This window comes from Amycolatopsis sp. NPDC049159, assembly GCF_040648295.1.
Classification (GTDB): Bacteria; Actinomycetota; Actinomycetes; order Mycobacteriales; family Pseudonocardiaceae; genus Amycolatopsis; species Amycolatopsis pretoriensis_A.
On sequence record NZ_JBEZDL010000006.1, the window covers coordinates 150,776 to 165,718 of the forward strand.

Here is a 14,943-nt window from a genome sequence, read left to right on the forward strand (position 1 = left end):
TTCCGCACGCAATCTACCAGCGCCGCCCGGCGCGGGCAGCACGGTGTCCGTTCACCGTCCTTTGAGGACAGGCTGCCGAGGCTGCGGTTCGGCAGCCGGTTCGGGCTCGTCGGGGGTGGGCGGCACGATGGCGGTGTTGACGGTGCGGGTCAGCCGTTCGTAGGGGGCGCGGTGCTCGTCGTCGAGCAGCACCGCCAGCGGCGTCCAGACCCCGACCACGAACACCGACGCGGCGAGCGCGACGGGCAGCAGCAGCTGCTCGGGGTGGCTGCCGAGGTCCCAGCGGTCGAGGTCCAGCAGCCACCAGCCGAGCCACAGCGGGGACAGCAGCACGCCGTTGCGGACCAGCAGCGAGACAGGCCCGGCCCGGCGCCCGCCCCGGCGCGTGACCCGCAGCAGCATGGCGCGCTTGCCGGGGGTCGAACCGGTCACCGCGGGCAGCACCACGAACCAGACGAGGGCGAGGATCACGACCGGCGTGTCGCGGTGGCGCAGGTCCTCGCCGAACAGCGTGAGCAGGCCGAAGAGGAAGCCGAGCAGCGCGGCGAACCCGAGCAGGTCGCTGGCCAGCGCGAAGAGCCGCCGCGTGAAGGTGACCTTCGCGGCGTAGCGGCGCCGGTCGTGCTCCGGCTCCGGCGAGGGCAGCAGGCGGCCGAGCGGGCCGGCCACGAGCCAGCCCACGACGACACCGGCGGTGTTGAGGATCAGGTCGTCGACGCTGAACAACCGGTACGGGCACGGGTAGACGAACCACAGGCCGGTCAGCTGCGTCAGCTCGAAGAACAGGGAGACGCCGAAGCCGATGAGGGCCGCGGGCACCAGCCGCATCCGCTGCGCGTACCGGACGTAGAAGCCGAGCGGCGCCAGCATCACGACGTTGAGCGCCGTGGTCCAGACCGCGGGGTTGTGCAGGAGCGCGCCGGGGCTCCAGTGCCCGCGGGCGCGCTGCGAGACCACTTCGACGAAGTAGAAAGGCCGCAACTGGGGAGAACTCGCGTACGTGTGCCCCGCGCAGTACGCCGGATCGGCGGGCAGCGGCAGCACCGTCTGCGTCGCGATCGCCAGCAGGTAGAAGAGGAACGTGTAGAAGACGAAGGTCGGCCAGCCGCCGGCGCGGCCGCGGCGGCGGTAGCTGACGAACGCGGCCGGCAGCATGACGGCCAGCACGAGCAGCGGGAAGAGGAGGAGGGCGGTGCGGACGGGGACGAGGTAGGTGGCGACCACGGAGCCGGTGGTACCCAGCCGCGCGGGAGGTGAAGCGTGCTTCCCCCGGACGGCTGGGTTTCACCGGCGGCCGGTCACTGCGGAGGCGCGTCCTGCTGCCCGCCGCCCTGCTTGTGCAGGAAGTCCTTCACCTTGTCGGAGCCCTGGTCGATCTTGTCGGAGTGCTCGCCGAACCGCTGCTTCGCGGCCTCGGCGGCCTTGTCGACACCCTGGTCGGCCTGCTCCGGGTTCTTCCCGAGCGCTTCCTTGGCCTTGTCGAACAGGTTCATCCGTCCTGCCTCCGTCCGGAATTCGATCATCGGTCGTCCCGAGGAGAACACCGGCTCCCGGCGGCCGCAACCACGAGGCACCCGTCGCGGGGATTTCCGGTGTTTTAGCGGGTGAAAGGTGGTGCGCGGGGTTTGGGCCCGAGGCTTCGGGGTAAGGGCCGATTCCTTTCCGGGACGGCGCCGGTCGGTACCGGCATGAGCGATCCCCTCCTGAACGCCGCCGCCCGCGAGGTGCTGGACGGCCCGCACACCGCCGTGCTCGCGACCTCGAACGCCGACGGCAGGCCGCAGTCGTCGGTGATCTTCGTGAAGCGCGACGGCGACGCGGTCGTCTTCAGCACGATCCACGGGCGGCTGAAGACCCGGAACATGCTGCGCGACCCGCGGGTCAGCCTGCTGGTCGCCGGCGAGCCCGGCCGGTACGTCGAGATCCGGGGGAGCGTGGAGCTCACCGAAGACCCGGAAAAGGTGCTGCTGCACGAAATGTACGCCCGCCACATGGGCGGGGCGGCGCCGCCGCCCGAGCCGGGCGCGCGGCGGGTCGTCGTCCGGATCCTCCCGGAAAAGGTGTACCTGTGGCCGCCCGCGGGCCGGGCGTGAACCACTCGGCGGCCCGGCCCGTATACCGGGTGAGGATCGCCGGTCCCGCCGCACGGGCCGGGCGGTCACCGCCGCGATCGACGACGTGAGGCCCGCATGCTTGGAAGAACCGCCCCGGCCGCGCCCCTGCCCGACTTCGGCCTGCCCCGGCCCGGCCGCCGGCACGCCGTCGCGGGCCGGGTGCTGACGGCGCTGGCGGCGCTGCTCGTGCTGTTCGCGCTCCTCGCGCCGGACGACCTCACGGCGTTCTCGGCCGAGGCGCTCGTGCGGGTGCCGGTGGAGGGTGTCGTCGTCGCCGCGTTCGTGCTGGTGCTGCCGCCGCGTCCGCGCCGCGTCGTCGCCGTCCTCTTCGGTCTGGTGCTGGGGCTCCTGACCTTGATGAAGGCGCTCGACACCGGGTTCTACGCCACCCTCGAGAAGCCGTTCGACCCGGTTTACGACTGGAGCTTCTTCCGCGCCGGTGTCGAGTTCCTGGCCGGCCAGATCGGGGACGCGGCCACCGTCGGCGCGCTCATCGGCGCCGGCGTGCTCGCGGTGGTCGTCGTGGTGCTCATGGTGCTGGCGATGCTGCGGCTCTCGCGCGTCGCGGCCGGGCGCCGGACCGCGGCGACGCGGGTCGTGGCGGTGCTCGGGGTCGTCTGGATCGTCTGCTCGGTGTTCGGCGTCGAGATCGCGCCCGGCCAGCCGGTGGCCGCGCAGAGCGCCGCCGCGCTGGCCTACGGCGACCTGCGGCAGGTGGGCGCCGACCTGCGGGAGCAGCGCCCGTTCGGCGAGGTGGCGGCGGAAGACGCGTTCCGCGTCACCCCCGGTGCGCAGCTGCTGAACGGGCTGCGCGGCAAGAACGTCGTGCTCACCTTCGTCGAGAGCTACGGCCGCGTCGCGCTCGACGACCCGGCGATCGGCCCGAAGATCGGTGCGACGCTCGACGCCGGCACCGCGGAGCTGCGCGCGGCGGGCATCGGCGCGAAGAGCGCTTTCCTGTCGTCCTCGACGTTCGGCGGCGGCAGCTGGCTGGCCCACTCGACGGTGCAGTCGGGCATGTGGATCGACAACCAGCAGCGCTACAACGACCTCCTCGCCAGCGACCGGCTCACCCTCGGCGGCGCGTTCCAGCGCGCCGGCTGGCGGACGGTCTGGGACGTGCCCGCGCACACGAAGGACTGGCCGGAGGGGCAGAAGTTCTACCACCCGGACGCCTACTACGACGCCCGCGCCATCGGCTACCACGGTCCGGGCTACGCCTACGCGACCATGCCCGACCAGTTCACGATGTCGATGCTGCAGCGCAAGGAACTCTCGAAGGCGGGACCGGTGATGGCCGAGGTCGACCTCGTGTCCAGCCACGCACCGTGGTCGCCGCGCCCCTGGCTGGTCGACTGGAACCAGGTCGGCGACGGCTCGGTCTTCGCCCCGCAGCCGGCGGCGGGCGAAGCGCCGGAATCGGTCTGGAAGGACCCCGCGAAGATCCGCGACGCCTACCGCGACGCCACGGACTACTCGCTGAAGACGCTGATCTCGTTCATGCAGCACTACGGCGACGAAAACACGGTGCTGGTGTTCCTCGGCGACCACCAGCCACCGGTGGTCACGCCGCAGGGGGCGGTGCACGACGTGCCGATCACGATCGTGGCGAAGGACCCGAAGGTGCTGGACCGGATTTCCGGCTGGGGCTGGACGGACGGGCTGCACCCGGCCGCGCGGGCGCCGGTGTGGAAAATGGACTCGTTCCGCGACCGGTTCCTGACGGCGTTCGCTCGTTGACCGGCCACGGAAGGAGCACGCCATCCGTCCAGGGTCGCGGGCTAGCCCGGATGGAGCAGTGCCGTGACTTTCCGCTGCGCGCGAATTCACTGGCCCGATGAATTGCCGGTAATTCTTCCGCACTTCTACGCTTCTCGACGTCGGGTTCTCCGCGCTGAGGAGTGGTCATGCGAAGGAAATTGGCGGTTCTCGGGGTCGCTTTGTTTTCGCTGTTCGGTCTGACGGTCGTACCCGCGGCCGCGGCCGGCGGCGATTTCGCGCCACCCGGCTGCTTCGGCGAGCGGTACGCCACCCTCTTCGGGCAGGGCGTCTCGGTGAGCTGCTTCCCCGGCGAGGGCTACGGCTACCGCGTGCTGGCGCACTGCGCGAACGGTTCCGCGTTCTGGTTCGTGGCCGGTGATTTCGTGCCGTACGGATTCGGTCCGGCGGTCGCGGAGTGCGCCGGGGCGCTGCTGGTGCCGGCGCGGGTGGTCGGCTACCAGGTCGACGAAATCTGATTCGGGCACGGAACCGTCCGGTCACCCATTTCCCGGGTGACCGGACGGTGTCGTGCGCGCGATTTACGGAGAGTTTCCAGCGCGGCGGTCGTCGCGAACGGATCCGGCCGGTTCGGCCGTGGTCAGCTCGGCGAGCACGCTCTCCTGGACTCGAACGCCGGGTACGTGAGCTGTCGGCGGCGAGGGACGGTCGTGCACGTTCGCTGCCCCGCGGTCTCCGGTTCGGTCCGGGGCCCGCGCCGCCGTGGTGTACTTGGTCCAGACCTTCGTCTGGCGCGGACGGGTGAGCCCGGTCCGTGCCTCTTGGCGTGCCCGGAACCCGTTGTCCCCCAGTGTGATTGCGCCTTCAGTCCGCAATGGACAGACGTTCGCTCCCGCGAATTCCGGACAGAAGACCGGACAAATCTGGACCCGCCGAGCACCGGCCCGCACACTCGGCGGACGGTGTGTTTCTTTCCCCCGGTCCCTGGAGGAGTCCCCATGCGTCGAAGAATCTCCCTTGCCCTCGGCGGTGCCGCCGTCCTGACCGCGTCCCTCGCTTCCGCCTCGCTGAGCCCGGCCGTCGCGTCGCCCGGGCTGATCGCCGCCATGCAGCGGGACTTCGGCCTGACCGCCACCCAGGCCGAAACCCGGCTCGGCCAGGAAACGTCCGCCGCGCGGGTGATGCCGGCCGCGCAGCAGGCCGCCGGTGCCGCGTTCGGCGGCGCGTGGTTCGACCCCGCGCTCGGCAAGCTCGTCGTCGGCGTGACCGACCCGGCCGCCGCCGACGCCGTCCGGAAGACCGGTGCCGAGCCCACCACCGCCCGGGTCAGCGCGGCGAAGCTCGACGCCGCCAAGGCCGCGATCGACGCCTCGGCCAAGGCCGACCCGGCCCCGGCGGCCGTCAGCGGCTGGCGCGTCGACCCGCGGGCCGGCAGCGTCGTGGTCACCCTGCGGCCGGGCGCGCACGGCGCCGACGTCGACGCCTTCCTGGCCCGCGCCGCGAAGTCGGGCCCGGTGACCGTGGCGAGCGCGCCGGCCGCGCAGCCGTTGTCGGCGGGCACCGTCGGTGGCGACCCGTACTACATCAACGGCAACACCCGCTGCTCGATCGGGTTCTCCGTGCAGGGCGGCTTCGTCAGCGCCGGGCACTGCGGCGGCGCGGGCAGCTCGGTCGTCGGCTGGGACGGCTCGGCGATGGGCAGCTTCGCCGGCTCTTCCTTCCCCGGCAACGACTACTCGTTCATCCGCATCGGCAACGGCTGGTGGACCGCGCCGGTCGTGCTCGGCTGGGGCACGGTCAGCGACGCGCTCGTCCGCGGCTCCTGGGTCGCGCCGGTCGGCACGTCGGTGTGCCGCTCGGGCTCGACGACGCACTGGCACTGCGGCACGGTGCTGGGTCTCAACGAGACGGTCAACTACTCCCAGGGCGCGGTCTACCAGATGACGCGGACCAACGTCTGTGCCGAGCCCGGCGACTCCGGCGGTTCGTTCATCACCGGTGACCAGGCCCAGGGCGTGACCTCGGGCGGCTGGGGCAACTGCAGCTCCGGCGGCGAGACGTGGTTCCAGCCGGTGAACGAGATCCTGCAGGCCTACGGCCTGTCCCTCGTCACGGCGTAAGAAACTTTTCCGGCGGCGGCCGATGAATCCGGCGGCCGCCGCTGGTAGGTACCGGTGAGGCCGCGCCAAGGGGGCGCGGCGGGACCCACCGGGAGCAGTCATGAGCGTCATCGTCACCGAGTTCGTCACCCTGGACGGCGTCGCCGAGGACCCGGACGGCTCCGGCGGCACCGCCACCGGCGGCTGGGCGTTCCGGCACGGCCCGGAAGCCGTCGCCGGGGACAAGTTCCGGCTCGGCACCCTGCTGGAAACCGGCACCCTGCTGCTCGGGCGCACCACGTGGGAGCTCTTCTCGAAGCTCTGGCCCGGCCGCACCGACGAGTTCTCCGCCCGGCTCAACGCGGCCCGGAAGCTGGTCGTCTCGCGGACGTTGACCGACGTGTCGGCGTGGCAGAACTCCACGCTGCTGCCAGGGGATCCGATCGAGGTGGCCGAGCGCCACGACGGGGACCTGATCGTCATCGGCTCGCTCGGGGTCGCGCAGGCGCTCGGCCGCCGCGGCCTGGTCGACGAGTACCGGCTGCTCGTGTTCCCGAGCCTGGCCGGGGCCGGCCGCCGGCTCTTCGACGGCGCGGCGCCCGCGGACCTGCGGCTGGTCTCCAGCACGGAGGTCGGCGCCGCGGTGCTGAGCACCTTCCGGACGCGCGGTGTGATGTCCAGGGACGTTGTCCCGAGTTGAGGTGACCTGGTGGCGCCTGTCGTGCAGACAGGTGAAGGCCTCCGGATGTGAAGTGGAGCTGTCCAGGAACCGCTTCACCCACCGGAGGCCTTCGTGTCCAACCCTAACGCCACCCTGACCCCACGCACCCGCCTGCGACTCACCCACATCGACCGGGTCACCGGCGAACCCCTTGCGCCGCTACGAACACGCCTGTCCCGGATCGCTGATCCATGTCGATGTCACCGAGTTCGGCAACATCCCCGACAGCGGCGGGCGCCGCTTCGGCGGATGCGCCCAAGGCGACCGCAACAAACGCGCCACCCCCGAGACCGCAGCCACCGCCACCGCGGTTTTGCACCGGGCAGTGGCCTGGTTCGCCGACCGCGGGGTCACCGTCGAACGGGTCCTGCCCGCCCCTACCGGCCGCAGACCAACGGCAAGAGCGGACGGTTCCACCGGACACTGACCGAGGGATGGGCCTTCGCCCGCTTCTATCCCTGCGAGCAACAACGCCGAGCAGCGCTACCGGGCTGACTGCACTTCTACAATCACCACCGACCCCACAGCTCAACCGGCGGCAAGCCGCCGGTCACCCGGCTGACCAACTTCCCCGGACATCACAGCTAGGTCCGCAGCAGGCTCCCGAGCCAGCCGCCCAGTACCTGCTGGACCTCGGCGCGGGTCGTCGCGGGGTCGGCCGCCGCGGCGATCATCCGCGCCGACTCCATCACCGCGCTGAGCACGAGCTGGGCCAGGGCGCGGACGGGCTGCTCGACGATCAGCCCGTCCGCCCTGGCCTGCTCCAGCACGGTGACGAGCAGGCCGAGGCCGTACTCCGCCTCGATCTCGCGCCAGACCTCCCAGCCCAGCACGGCCGGGGCGTCGGTGAGCGAGATGCGGCGGACCTCTTCGCGCAGGCAGGCGTCGAGGAAGACGCCCAGGCCCTGCAGCATGCCGGTCAGCGGGTCCGCGGCGCCGGCGAACGCGGCTTCGACCTCTCGGGTCAGCTCGCGCTCGAGCTCCTCGACGACGGCGCGGAACAGGCCCTGCTTGTCGGCGTAGTGGTGGTACAGCGCGCCCCGGGTGACGCCGGCGGCGCGGGTGATCTCGTCCGCCGGCACGGCCTGGTAGCCACGGCTGGCGAACAGCTCGCGCGCGGCGGTGACCAAGGCGGCCTTCGTGCCGGCGGAACGGTCCTGCTGGGTACGTCGCACCCGCCTAATCTGCCACGGCACCCGCGAACTCGACGACGTGGCGGGCCAGCACGGCGGGCTGGTCCTCGGAGATGAACGTGTAGGAGTCGGGCACCTCGACGAGTTTCGCGTCCGGCAGCAGCGCGGCGAGCCGGTGCGCGAGCCGGATCGGGAACAGCTTGTCCTCGGCCGCCCAAGCCAGGAGCACCGGCCGGTCGAAGGTCCGCAGCTTTTCGGCCGCGGCCAGGGTGTGCCGCGGATGGACTTCCCGGAGCAGCTTGCGCAGGTCCCGCCGCACCCCGGCCGACTTCCGCAGCTGCCCGAGGTAGGCCTGCGCGACCGCGTCCGGCAGCGGCCGCTTGGTCACCCAGCCGAACAGCAGCGGAAGCCGGTACAGCGCTCGGATCCGCAGCAGCTGCCCCAGCACGGCCATCGACCCCGGGATCCGCGCGATCGGCGGCAGCGCCTTGAAGATCGGCGGGAAGAAGTACTCGAAGCAGTCGGACGGCGTGAGCACCACGCGCCCGACCCGCTCCGGACGGCGGCTGAGCACGATCTGCGTCAGCGCGCCGCCGGTGTCGTTCGCGACGAGCGTGACGTCGCGGAGGTCGAGCGCCTCGAGGAAGCCGGCGATGACGTCGGCGTTCCCGGTGGGGGACAGGTCGGCGTCCGCGCGCATCGGCAGGTCGTGCGCGCCGAGCGGCAGGTCGGGCGCCAGGCACCGGAACCCGGCCGCGGCGATGTCGGGGACGACTTTCCGCCAGAGTTCCGCGTTCGTCAGCACCCCGTGGACGAACACCACCGGGGCGCCGGAGCCCCGCTCGAAGTACCGCACCTCGCCGGCGGGCAGCCGGACGCGGTGCTCCTGCCCCAGGGTTTCGCTCCGTTGCGTCATGCGGTCAGGTTACATACATGATGTATGTATGTAAATCAGTTCGCGACGGTGAACCGGGTCCGGTGGTGGCGCGGCCGTTCCGCTTCGTCCAGCAACGCGACCGCGAAGTCCTCCATCGAGATCGCCGACCGGCCGTCGGAGTCGACGAGCAGTTCGTCGCCGCCGAGGCGGTAGTGGCCGGTCCGTTCGCCCGGTTCCAGGAGTGCGGGCGGGCTGGCGTAGGTCCAGTCGACGGCGGTGTCGGTCCGGTATTCGTCGTGCTGCGCCTGGCATGCCGCGGCGATCGGGCGCAACTCGGCGGGGAAACCCGGGTCTTCGAGCACCGTCGTGCCGGCGGGGGTGAGCAGGCTCGCCGCGCCGCCGGCGGCCAGCAGCCGGATGCCGGTGCCGGCGAGACCTTTGAGCAGGCCCCGGGTCGCTTCGACCAGCTCGTGTTCCCGGCCGGGTGCGGGGCGGGTCGCCGTGATCACGAGGTCCTGGCCCCGGCTGAGCGCGGCGACGTCGTCGGGGTTCGCGGCGTCGCCCGGGCGGACGGGGACCGGCAGATCCTCGGCGCGCCGAGGATCGCGGGCGACGGCGGTGACTTCGTGACCTCGGGCGACGGCTTCGGCGACGACGCGGCGGCCGACGTTGCCGGCCGCGCCGAACACGGTGATGCGCATGGGGACTCCTCTGCGTCAAATTGCTTAGCGCTAAGAAGTCTAGCTTAGGGCTAAGGTAACTGTGCGCGTCAGGAGCCGGGTACGAAGGACTGGCGACGGGAAGGCGGCGCGATCGGCCGGGGAGGCGCGGCGGTGCCCCGGACTTGGCTTCGGGGAAAGGTCGGACCCGGGGCCCCGCCGCCCGCGGGACAGCTGACACGGTGTCCTGCGGTGGAACCACCCTACGAACCGCCGGGGCGCCTGACCAGGGCCTCGATCCGGTGTCGAAGGTTTGTCGCCCGGTCGGTCACGACACCTACCGAGAGTGGTCCGTGGTAGCCTTAAGTTGAAACTTCAATCGATTACGTACCGCGCGCGGGAGTCCCGATGTCGATCTTTCGCCTGAACCACGCCGTGCTCTACGTCCGGAACCTGGCGGAGAGCGTCGCCTTCTACCGGGACGTGCTGGGCTTCGGCTACATCGACGGCGGCGACGCCCACCGCGGCGCGGCCTTCCTGCGCGCCCCCGGCTCGACCAACGACCACGACCTCGGCCTCTTCGAGATCGGCGCGCACGCCGAGGATTCCGGCGCGGGCCAGACGTCGGTGGGGCTCTACCACCTCGCGTGGGAGGTCGACACCCTCGGCGACCTCGAGCGGATCGCGGGCCGGCTCCGCGAGGCGGGCGCGCTGGTCGGGTCGTCGGACCACGGCACCACGAAGTCGTTGTACGCCAAGGACCCCAGCGGCATCGAGTTCGAGGTGGTCTGGATCATCCCGCGCGAGCTGCTGACCGACGCGGACCGCGCGAAGAGCGCGGCCATCGGCCGGCTGGACCTCGCGGGCGAGCTGGCGAAGTACGGCCCGGACGCCCGCAGCGGCGTGGGCATCTCCCGCTAGGCGAACCCGGCGGCGCACCGGTGGAGCGGGCGCCGCCGAGCCCTCCCTTCGTCAGGCGGTGACGCTGGTCCGGTCCGGCTGTGCTTCCCGCTGTCGCGTCGCGAGGTTGCCGAGCGCGAAGCGGCCGGGGCCCACGAACGCGACGATGAGCAGCGACCAGCAGAACAGCGTCGCCGCTTCGCCGCCGTTCTGGATCGGGAACAGGCCGTCCGGGGCGTGCGAGGAGAAGTACGCGTAGGCCATCGAGCCGGAGCCGAGCACGGCGGCGACCCGGGTGCCGAAGCCGACGCAGACGAGCACGCCGCAGACGAGCTGGATGAGCGCGGCCCACCAGCCCGGCCAGGCGCCGACGGCCGTGGGGGCCTTCGCGCCGAACAGGCCGAACAGGGTCTTGAGGCCGTGGCAGGCGAACAAGAAGCCGATGACGATGCGGTACAGCCCGATGACGTGCTCGCGGGCCGGGTCCAGGCGGTGCATGGTGCCTCCGGTGTCGGTGCTGGGCGGCATCGAACCGGCCGGGGGAGGGACCGGCCGCTGCGAATTCGGTACGCGCCCAGATATACCGTCCGTCAGTGACTCGTCACAAGGTCCTAAGGTCGGTTAAGCACATTTAAGTAATGGTATTCACTGGAGTTTCCGGCCGCAGGCAACGTAAAACCGCCGTCCGGGTGATCTTGATCCAGTGGTCCAGACCAGTTTGCGGAGTGGTCCGCTCCGGTGTTTCGGGAATGTTTCCGAACCATTGACCCTGAACATTGTTCTGAGAAAATTCTGAGGACTCGAACCGTACCCTGACGGTGACGTGGCGCACCCGAACACGTTCGTCACGAACATGTTCGCTATGGTGGTGGCATGGCACCGGACAGCACGTACAACCGGCGGGAGCGCCCGGCGAAGCCGGCGTTGACGCGTGACGGCATCGTGGCGACAGCGGTCGCGCTGATGCGCGCCGAAGGCGTCGAGCGCGTCACCATGCGACGGCTCGCCAAGGAGCTCGACACCGGGGCCGCGTCGCTCTACGTCTACGTCAAGGACACCGAGGAACTGCACGCCGCGGTGCTCGACGAGCTGCTCGCCGAGGTCGACCTCGGCGGGGAGGGGGACTGGCGCGAACGCCTGTGGGCGGTGCTGGACTCCTACCGGGCGGTGCTGTTCGCGCACCCCAGCCTGGCCCGCGTCGCGCTGGTGACGCGGCTGAGCGGGCCGAACTACTTCACGCTCGTCGAGCGCGTGCTCGCGCTGCTCGACGAAGGCGGCATGGCACCGGGGCAGGCGGCGTGGGCGGTCGACGCGCTGCTGCTGAGCGCCACCGCGGCCGCCGTCGAGCACGGCAGCCGCCGGGAAAAACCCGGTGCCGCCCGCGAGCACGACGTCCTGGTCGAGTCGGTGGCGACGGCGTCGCCGCGGACCCACCCGCACATCGCCGCGCTGGCCGCCGACCTGGTGTCCGGCCCCGGCCCCCGCCGCACGAGGTGGGCGTTCGACGCGCTGCTCAACGGCGCGCTCGCCACCCCGCGCCCCGAACCCGAGGAGTCCTGATGCCCGCGATCGCCATCACCGGCGGCGGCCTGGGTGGGCTCACCCTGGCCCGCGTCCTGCACACCCGCGGCATCGCCGCGACGGTGTACGAACTGGACGCCACGCCCACCGCCCGCGACCAGGGCGGCACGCTCGACCTGCACGAAGAATCCGGGCTGCGTGCCCTGGCCGAAGCCGGCCTGCTCGACGGATTCCGGGCCCTCGCCCGGGAAGAAGGCGAAGCCCTGCGGATCCTCGACCGCCACGGCGTCGTCCGGTTCGAAGAGGCCGCCGAAGAAAGCGGGGGCACCCGGCCCGAGATCGACCGCGGTGCCCTCAAGCGGATCCTCGTCGAATCGCTGCCGGACGGAGTGGTCCGCTGGGGTGCCAAGGTGACCGCGGTGGCGCCCGGGCGGCTCACCCTGGACACCGGCGAAGTCGTCGAAGCCGATCTGGTGGTCGGCGCGGACGGCGCGTGGTCGAAGGTCCGCCCGCTGCTGTCGGACGCCGTGCCGCGCTACTCCGGGCTGTCCTTCGTGGAGGCTCGGCTGTCCGATGTGGACGACCGGCACCCGGCGGTGGCGGCGCTGGTCGGCGCCGGGTCGATGTTCGCGCTCGCCGCGGGGAAGGGGCTGATCGCCCAGCGCACCGGCGGCGGGTGGATCCGGGTGTACGCCGCCGTCGAGACCGCGGATCCCGCCGCGGTCGCGGACTTCGCCGAGCGGGACCGGTTGCTCGAGGTCTTCGCGGACTTCGACGCCGGGCTCCGGGCGCTCATCGCGGAAAGCGACGGTGCCCTGATCCCGCGGCCGATCCACGCCCTGCCGGTCGGGCACCGCTGGGCGCGCGTCCCGGGTGTGACACTTCTGGGCGATGCCGCACACGTGATGTCACCCTTCGCCGGCGAGGGCGCGAACCTCGCCATGCTCGACGCCGCCGAACTGGCCCTCGCGCTGGCCGGGCACGACGACGTCGAAAGCGCTCTCTCGGCCTACGAAGCCGCGATGTTCCCCCGTGCGGAAGCCGCCGCCCGGGACTCGGCGGACAACCTCGAAGCCTGCTTCGCCCCCGGCGCGCCCGCCGCGATGGTCGAGCAGATGACCCGGTTCGCCGCCCGCCACTGACGAAAGGGACCACCATGACCTTCGACCTCCTCGACACCGGTGCCGGCGACCGGACGGTGCTGGTGCTGCACGGCGGCGCCGGACCCCGCGGCGTCGCCTCGATCGTCGAGTACTTCGCGCCGCGCGCCCGGGTGCTCGCCCCGACGCACCCGGGCTGGTCGGGCACCCCGCGCCCGGACTGGTGCACCGGCGTCGACGACCTCGCGCTGGCCTACCTCGAGCTGCTCGAGGACGAAGACCTCACGGACGTCACCGTGGTGGCCAGCTCCTTCGGCGGCTGGGTCGCGGCCGAGCTGGCCGTCCGCGACCGGGGGCGGCGGCTCGGCAAGCTCGTGCTGCTCGACGCCATCGGTCCCGAGGTCGACGGCGTCCCCGTGCGGATGCCGCAGCCGCCGGCCGGTGCGCCGCAGCTGCCGCCCGGCGCGCCGGGGCCGAACCCGGCCGACCTGGAGGCGCTGCGGACCTACGCCGGCCCCGGCCTGGCCGATCCGAAACTGTTGCGCCGCCTGGCGCGGGTCCGGATCCCGGCGCTGCTCATCTGGGGCGAGGACGACACCGTCGTCCCGCCGGCCTTCGGCAAGGCCTACGCGGCCGCGTTCGCCGACGCCCGGTTCGAGGTCGTCCCGGGCGCCGGGCACATGCCGGCGCTGCAGGCTCCCGATGCGACGTTCGACTTGATCGACGTGTTCCTCGAATAGCTTGATCCATACCCCGTAGAGTGGCTCCATGGTGGACGAAGAAGTCGTCTCGGAGCGCATCCGGCAGATGGCCGCCGCACTGGCGGGCCGCGCGGACGAACTCACCGGCGAACTGATCCAGCTGTACGCGGCCGACCTGCCGCAGCTGGTCAACGACGACGAGCGCATGGTGAGCCTGCTGTCGGCGAGCGTCTACCAGAACATCGAGACCGCGCTGCAGATCTTCCGGCACGGCATCGACCCGGCGACCGTCGAGCCGCCGGCCGCGGCGATGGAGTACGCGCGGCGGCTGGCGCAGCGCGGCACGCCGGTGTTCGACCTGATCCGCGCGTACGACCTCGGCCAGGCCGCGATGCTCGACTTCGGGTTCCAGGAGTGCATCCGGGTCGTCGACGACGCGGCGCTGCTCGGCGCCATGATGCGCCGGCTGCTGAAGGTCGCCTACGAGTTCATCACCCGGGTGGTCCGCCAGCTCGTCGGCGTCTACCAGGACGAACGCGACCGGTGGCTGCTCAACCGGAGCGCCGCGCGGGCGGCCAAGGTGCTGGACCTGCTCAGCGAGAACGGCGGCCCGCCCGACGTCGACGCCGCCGAGGCGGTGATCGGCTACCGGCTGCGCGGCACGCACGTCGGGCTGGTCGTCTGGCACGCGTCCGAAGCCCACGACGTGCTGTCGCACCTGGAATCGGTCGCGGGCGCGGTGCTCGAACGCGCCGGTGGTGCGGGCCGCCCGCTGTTCGTGCCCCGCGACGAAGCCGGCGCGTGGGCGTGGCTGCCGGTCGAGGCGGTCCGGCGGGAAGACCTCGACGCGGCCCTCGCGGACGCCGATCCGGGCGTGCGGGTGACCGTCGGCGACCCCGGCACCGGCGTCGACGGCTTCCGCGACACCCACCAGCAGGCCCGCCGGGTGCACGCGCTGGCCCTGGCCGCCGGCGAACACTGCGACCGCGTCCTGACGTTCCGGGAAGTCGGCACGGTCGCGCTGATGACGAGCGACCTCAACGCGGCGCGCCTGTGGGTCGCGAGCACGCTCGGGCCGCTGTCGGCCGACGACGAGAACTGCGGGCGGCTGCGCGAGACGCTGCGGGTGTTCCTCGCTTCCGGCGGCAGCTACACCGCGTCGGCGGCCGAGCTGACGATGCACAAGAACTCCGTCCAGTACCGCGTCCGCAAGGCGCAGGAGCTGCTGCCGCGCGGGCTCGGCGAGGGACGGCTCGACGTCGAGCTGGCGCTCAACCTGTGCCGCCGGCTCGGGGCAGCCGTGCTGGCCGCGGCGTGACTTTGGTGCCGCGGACCACCGGTGGCGGAGATCATTGGGTCGCGGGCACGAAGCCGTGATCGGCCGTTCGGCCTACCGTTC

The 14,943-nt window shown here is 72.0% G+C and carries 16 protein-coding genes and 1 pseudogene; 11 read left to right on the forward strand and 6 right to left on the reverse strand.

All coding sequences use genetic code 11. The features are described from left to right. Positions 1–51 precede the first annotated feature (51 nt). Together AB0B33_RS13640 and AB0B33_RS13645 are read right to left on the reverse strand one after the other, a co-directional pair. Positions 52–1,224 carry a VanZ family protein gene (locus tag AB0B33_RS13640; RefSeq protein WP_360770715.1) on the reverse strand — a complete coding sequence of 391 codons (1,173 nt, stop codon included), beginning with the start codon at positions 1,222–1,224 and terminating at the stop codon, positions 52–54. Positions 1,225–1,298: 74 nt separating this feature from the next. Further along, positions 1,299–1,493: an antitoxin gene (locus AB0B33_RS13645; RefSeq protein ID WP_125316185.1), complete on the reverse strand. Its 195-nt coding sequence runs from the start codon at positions 1,491–1,493 to the stop codon at positions 1,299–1,301. 195 nt (positions 1,494–1,688) lie between these two features. Between AB0B33_RS13645 and AB0B33_RS13650 the strand changes: the two genes are divergently transcribed. The 6 genes and pseudogenes from AB0B33_RS13650 to AB0B33_RS13675 form a co-directional block, all read left to right on the forward strand. Beyond that, entirely contained in the window at positions 1,689–2,093 is a 405-nt protein-coding gene (locus AB0B33_RS13650; protein WP_360770718.1) for a PPOX class F420-dependent oxidoreductase, read from the forward strand. 96 nt (positions 2,094–2,189) lie between these two features. Further along, entirely contained in the window at positions 2,190–3,854 is a 1,665-nt protein-coding gene (locus AB0B33_RS13655) for a sulfatase (protein WP_360770720.1), read from the forward strand. A gap of 167 nt (positions 3,855–4,021) precedes the next feature. Next, positions 4,022–4,351 (forward strand): hypothetical protein, encoded by a 330-nt coding sequence (locus AB0B33_RS13660; RefSeq protein ID WP_247023039.1) that lies wholly within the window; start codon positions 4,022–4,024, stop codon positions 4,349–4,351. A gap of 480 nt (positions 4,352–4,831) precedes the next feature. Beyond that, positions 4,832–5,953, forward strand: a complete 1,122-nt coding sequence (locus AB0B33_RS13665; RefSeq protein WP_360770723.1) for a S1 family peptidase — start codon at positions 4,832–4,834, stop codon at positions 5,951–5,953. 100 nt (positions 5,954–6,053) lie between these two features. Continuing rightward, a complete protein-coding gene (locus AB0B33_RS13670) occupies positions 6,054–6,632 on the forward strand; it encodes a dihydrofolate reductase family protein (RefSeq protein WP_360770725.1) in 579 nt (192 codons plus the stop codon). A gap of 135 nt (positions 6,633–6,767) precedes the next feature. Beyond that, positions 6,768–7,241: pseudogene (locus AB0B33_RS13675) on the forward strand (integrase core domain-containing protein); the annotation flags it as partial. Here the strand turns inward: AB0B33_RS13675 and AB0B33_RS13680 are convergent. From AB0B33_RS13680 to AB0B33_RS13690, 3 genes are read right to left on the reverse strand one after another with little or no spacing between them, the layout of a single operon-like run. Then, positions 7,238–7,828, reverse strand: a complete 591-nt coding sequence (locus tag AB0B33_RS13680; protein WP_360770728.1) for a TetR/AcrR family transcriptional regulator — start codon at positions 7,826–7,828, stop codon at positions 7,238–7,240. The pseudogene AB0B33_RS13675 and the gene AB0B33_RS13680 sit on opposite strands and share 4 nt — an antisense overlap. Positions 7,829–7,832: 4 nt before the next feature. After that, positions 7,833–8,702, reverse strand: a complete 870-nt coding sequence (locus AB0B33_RS13685; protein ID WP_360770731.1) for an alpha/beta fold hydrolase — start codon at positions 8,700–8,702, stop codon at positions 7,833–7,835. 35 nt (positions 8,703–8,737) lie between these two features. Beyond that, positions 8,738–9,364 carry an NAD(P)H-binding protein gene (locus AB0B33_RS13690; protein ID WP_360770733.1) on the reverse strand — a complete coding sequence of 209 codons (627 nt, stop codon included), beginning with the start codon at positions 9,362–9,364 and terminating at the stop codon, positions 8,738–8,740. 366 nt (positions 9,365–9,730) lie between these two features. Between AB0B33_RS13690 and AB0B33_RS13695 the strand changes: the two genes are divergently transcribed. Then, the gene (locus tag AB0B33_RS13695; RefSeq protein WP_247023045.1) at positions 9,731–10,243 is read left to right on the forward strand and encodes a VOC family protein; all 513 of its coding nucleotides are present in this window, start codon (positions 9,731–9,733) and stop codon (positions 10,241–10,243) included. A 51-nt stretch (positions 10,244–10,294) separates the two neighbouring features. On the opposite strand, the gene AB0B33_RS13700 is transcribed toward AB0B33_RS13695, so the two are convergent. Further along, positions 10,295–10,720: a DoxX family protein gene (locus AB0B33_RS13700; protein WP_360770737.1), complete on the reverse strand. Its 426-nt coding sequence runs from the start codon at positions 10,718–10,720 to the stop codon at positions 10,295–10,297. Between the two features lie 375 nt (positions 10,721–11,095). Here AB0B33_RS13700 and AB0B33_RS13705 point away from each other — a divergent pair, with 375 nt between their 5' ends. From AB0B33_RS13705 to AB0B33_RS13720, 4 genes are read left to right on the forward strand one after another with little or no spacing between them, the layout of a single operon-like run. After that, positions 11,096–11,782, forward strand: coding sequence for a TetR/AcrR family transcriptional regulator C-terminal domain-containing protein (locus AB0B33_RS13705; protein ID WP_360770740.1), 687 nt, complete (start codon positions 11,096–11,098; stop codon positions 11,780–11,782). Further along, positions 11,779–12,885, forward strand: a complete 1,107-nt coding sequence (locus AB0B33_RS13710) for an FAD-dependent monooxygenase (RefSeq protein WP_360771152.1) — start codon at positions 11,779–11,781, stop codon at positions 12,883–12,885. Before AB0B33_RS13705 ends, AB0B33_RS13710 begins: the two co-directional genes overlap by 4 nt. A 14-nt stretch (positions 12,886–12,899) precedes the next feature. After that, the gene (locus tag AB0B33_RS13715) at positions 12,900–13,583 is read left to right on the forward strand and encodes an alpha/beta hydrolase (protein WP_360770744.1); all 684 of its coding nucleotides are present in this window, start codon (positions 12,900–12,902) and stop codon (positions 13,581–13,583) included. A 28-nt stretch (positions 13,584–13,611) separates the two neighbouring features. Continuing rightward, positions 13,612–14,862, forward strand: coding sequence for a helix-turn-helix domain-containing protein (locus AB0B33_RS13720; RefSeq protein ID WP_360770747.1), 1,251 nt, complete (start codon positions 13,612–13,614; stop codon positions 14,860–14,862). The last annotated feature ends 81 nt before the right edge of the window (positions 14,863–14,943 follow it).

Coding starts and splice junctions, on each gene's coding strand:
- AB0B33_RS13645 (WP_125316185.1), bottom strand. CDS start 1,493: ATGAACCTGTTCGACAAGGCCAAGGAAGCGCTCGGGAAGAACCCGGAG.
- AB0B33_RS13650 (WP_360770718.1), top strand. CDS start 1,689: ATGAGCGATCCCCTCCTGAACGCCGCCGCCCGCGAGGTGCTGGACGGC.
- AB0B33_RS13655 (WP_360770720.1), top strand. CDS start 2,190: ATGCTTGGAAGAACCGCCCCGGCCGCGCCCCTGCCCGACTTCGGCCTG.
- AB0B33_RS13660 (WP_247023039.1), top strand. CDS start 4,022: ATGCGAAGGAAATTGGCGGTTCTCGGGGTCGCTTTGTTTTCGCTGTTC.
- AB0B33_RS13665 (WP_360770723.1), top strand. CDS start 4,832: ATGCGTCGAAGAATCTCCCTTGCCCTCGGCGGTGCCGCCGTCCTGACC.
- AB0B33_RS13670 (WP_360770725.1), top strand. CDS start 6,054: ATGAGCGTCATCGTCACCGAGTTCGTCACCCTGGACGGCGTCGCCGAG.
- AB0B33_RS13685 (WP_360770731.1), bottom strand. CDS start 8,702: ATGACGCAACGGAGCGAAACCCTGGGGCAGGAGCACCGCGTCCGGCTG.
- AB0B33_RS13690 (WP_360770733.1), bottom strand. CDS start 9,364: ATGCGCATCACCGTGTTCGGCGCGGCCGGCAACGTCGGCCGCCGCGTC.
- AB0B33_RS13695 (WP_247023045.1), top strand. CDS start 9,731: ATGTCGATCTTTCGCCTGAACCACGCCGTGCTCTACGTCCGGAACCTG.
- AB0B33_RS13700 (WP_360770737.1), bottom strand. CDS start 10,720: ATGCACCGCCTGGACCCGGCCCGCGAGCACGTCATCGGGCTGTACCGC.
- AB0B33_RS13705 (WP_360770740.1), top strand. CDS start 11,096: ATGGCACCGGACAGCACGTACAACCGGCGGGAGCGCCCGGCGAAGCCG.
- AB0B33_RS13715 (WP_360770744.1), top strand. CDS start 12,900: ATGACCTTCGACCTCCTCGACACCGGTGCCGGCGACCGGACGGTGCTG.
- AB0B33_RS13720 (WP_360770747.1), top strand. CDS start 13,612: ATGGTGGACGAAGAAGTCGTCTCGGAGCGCATCCGGCAGATGGCCGCC.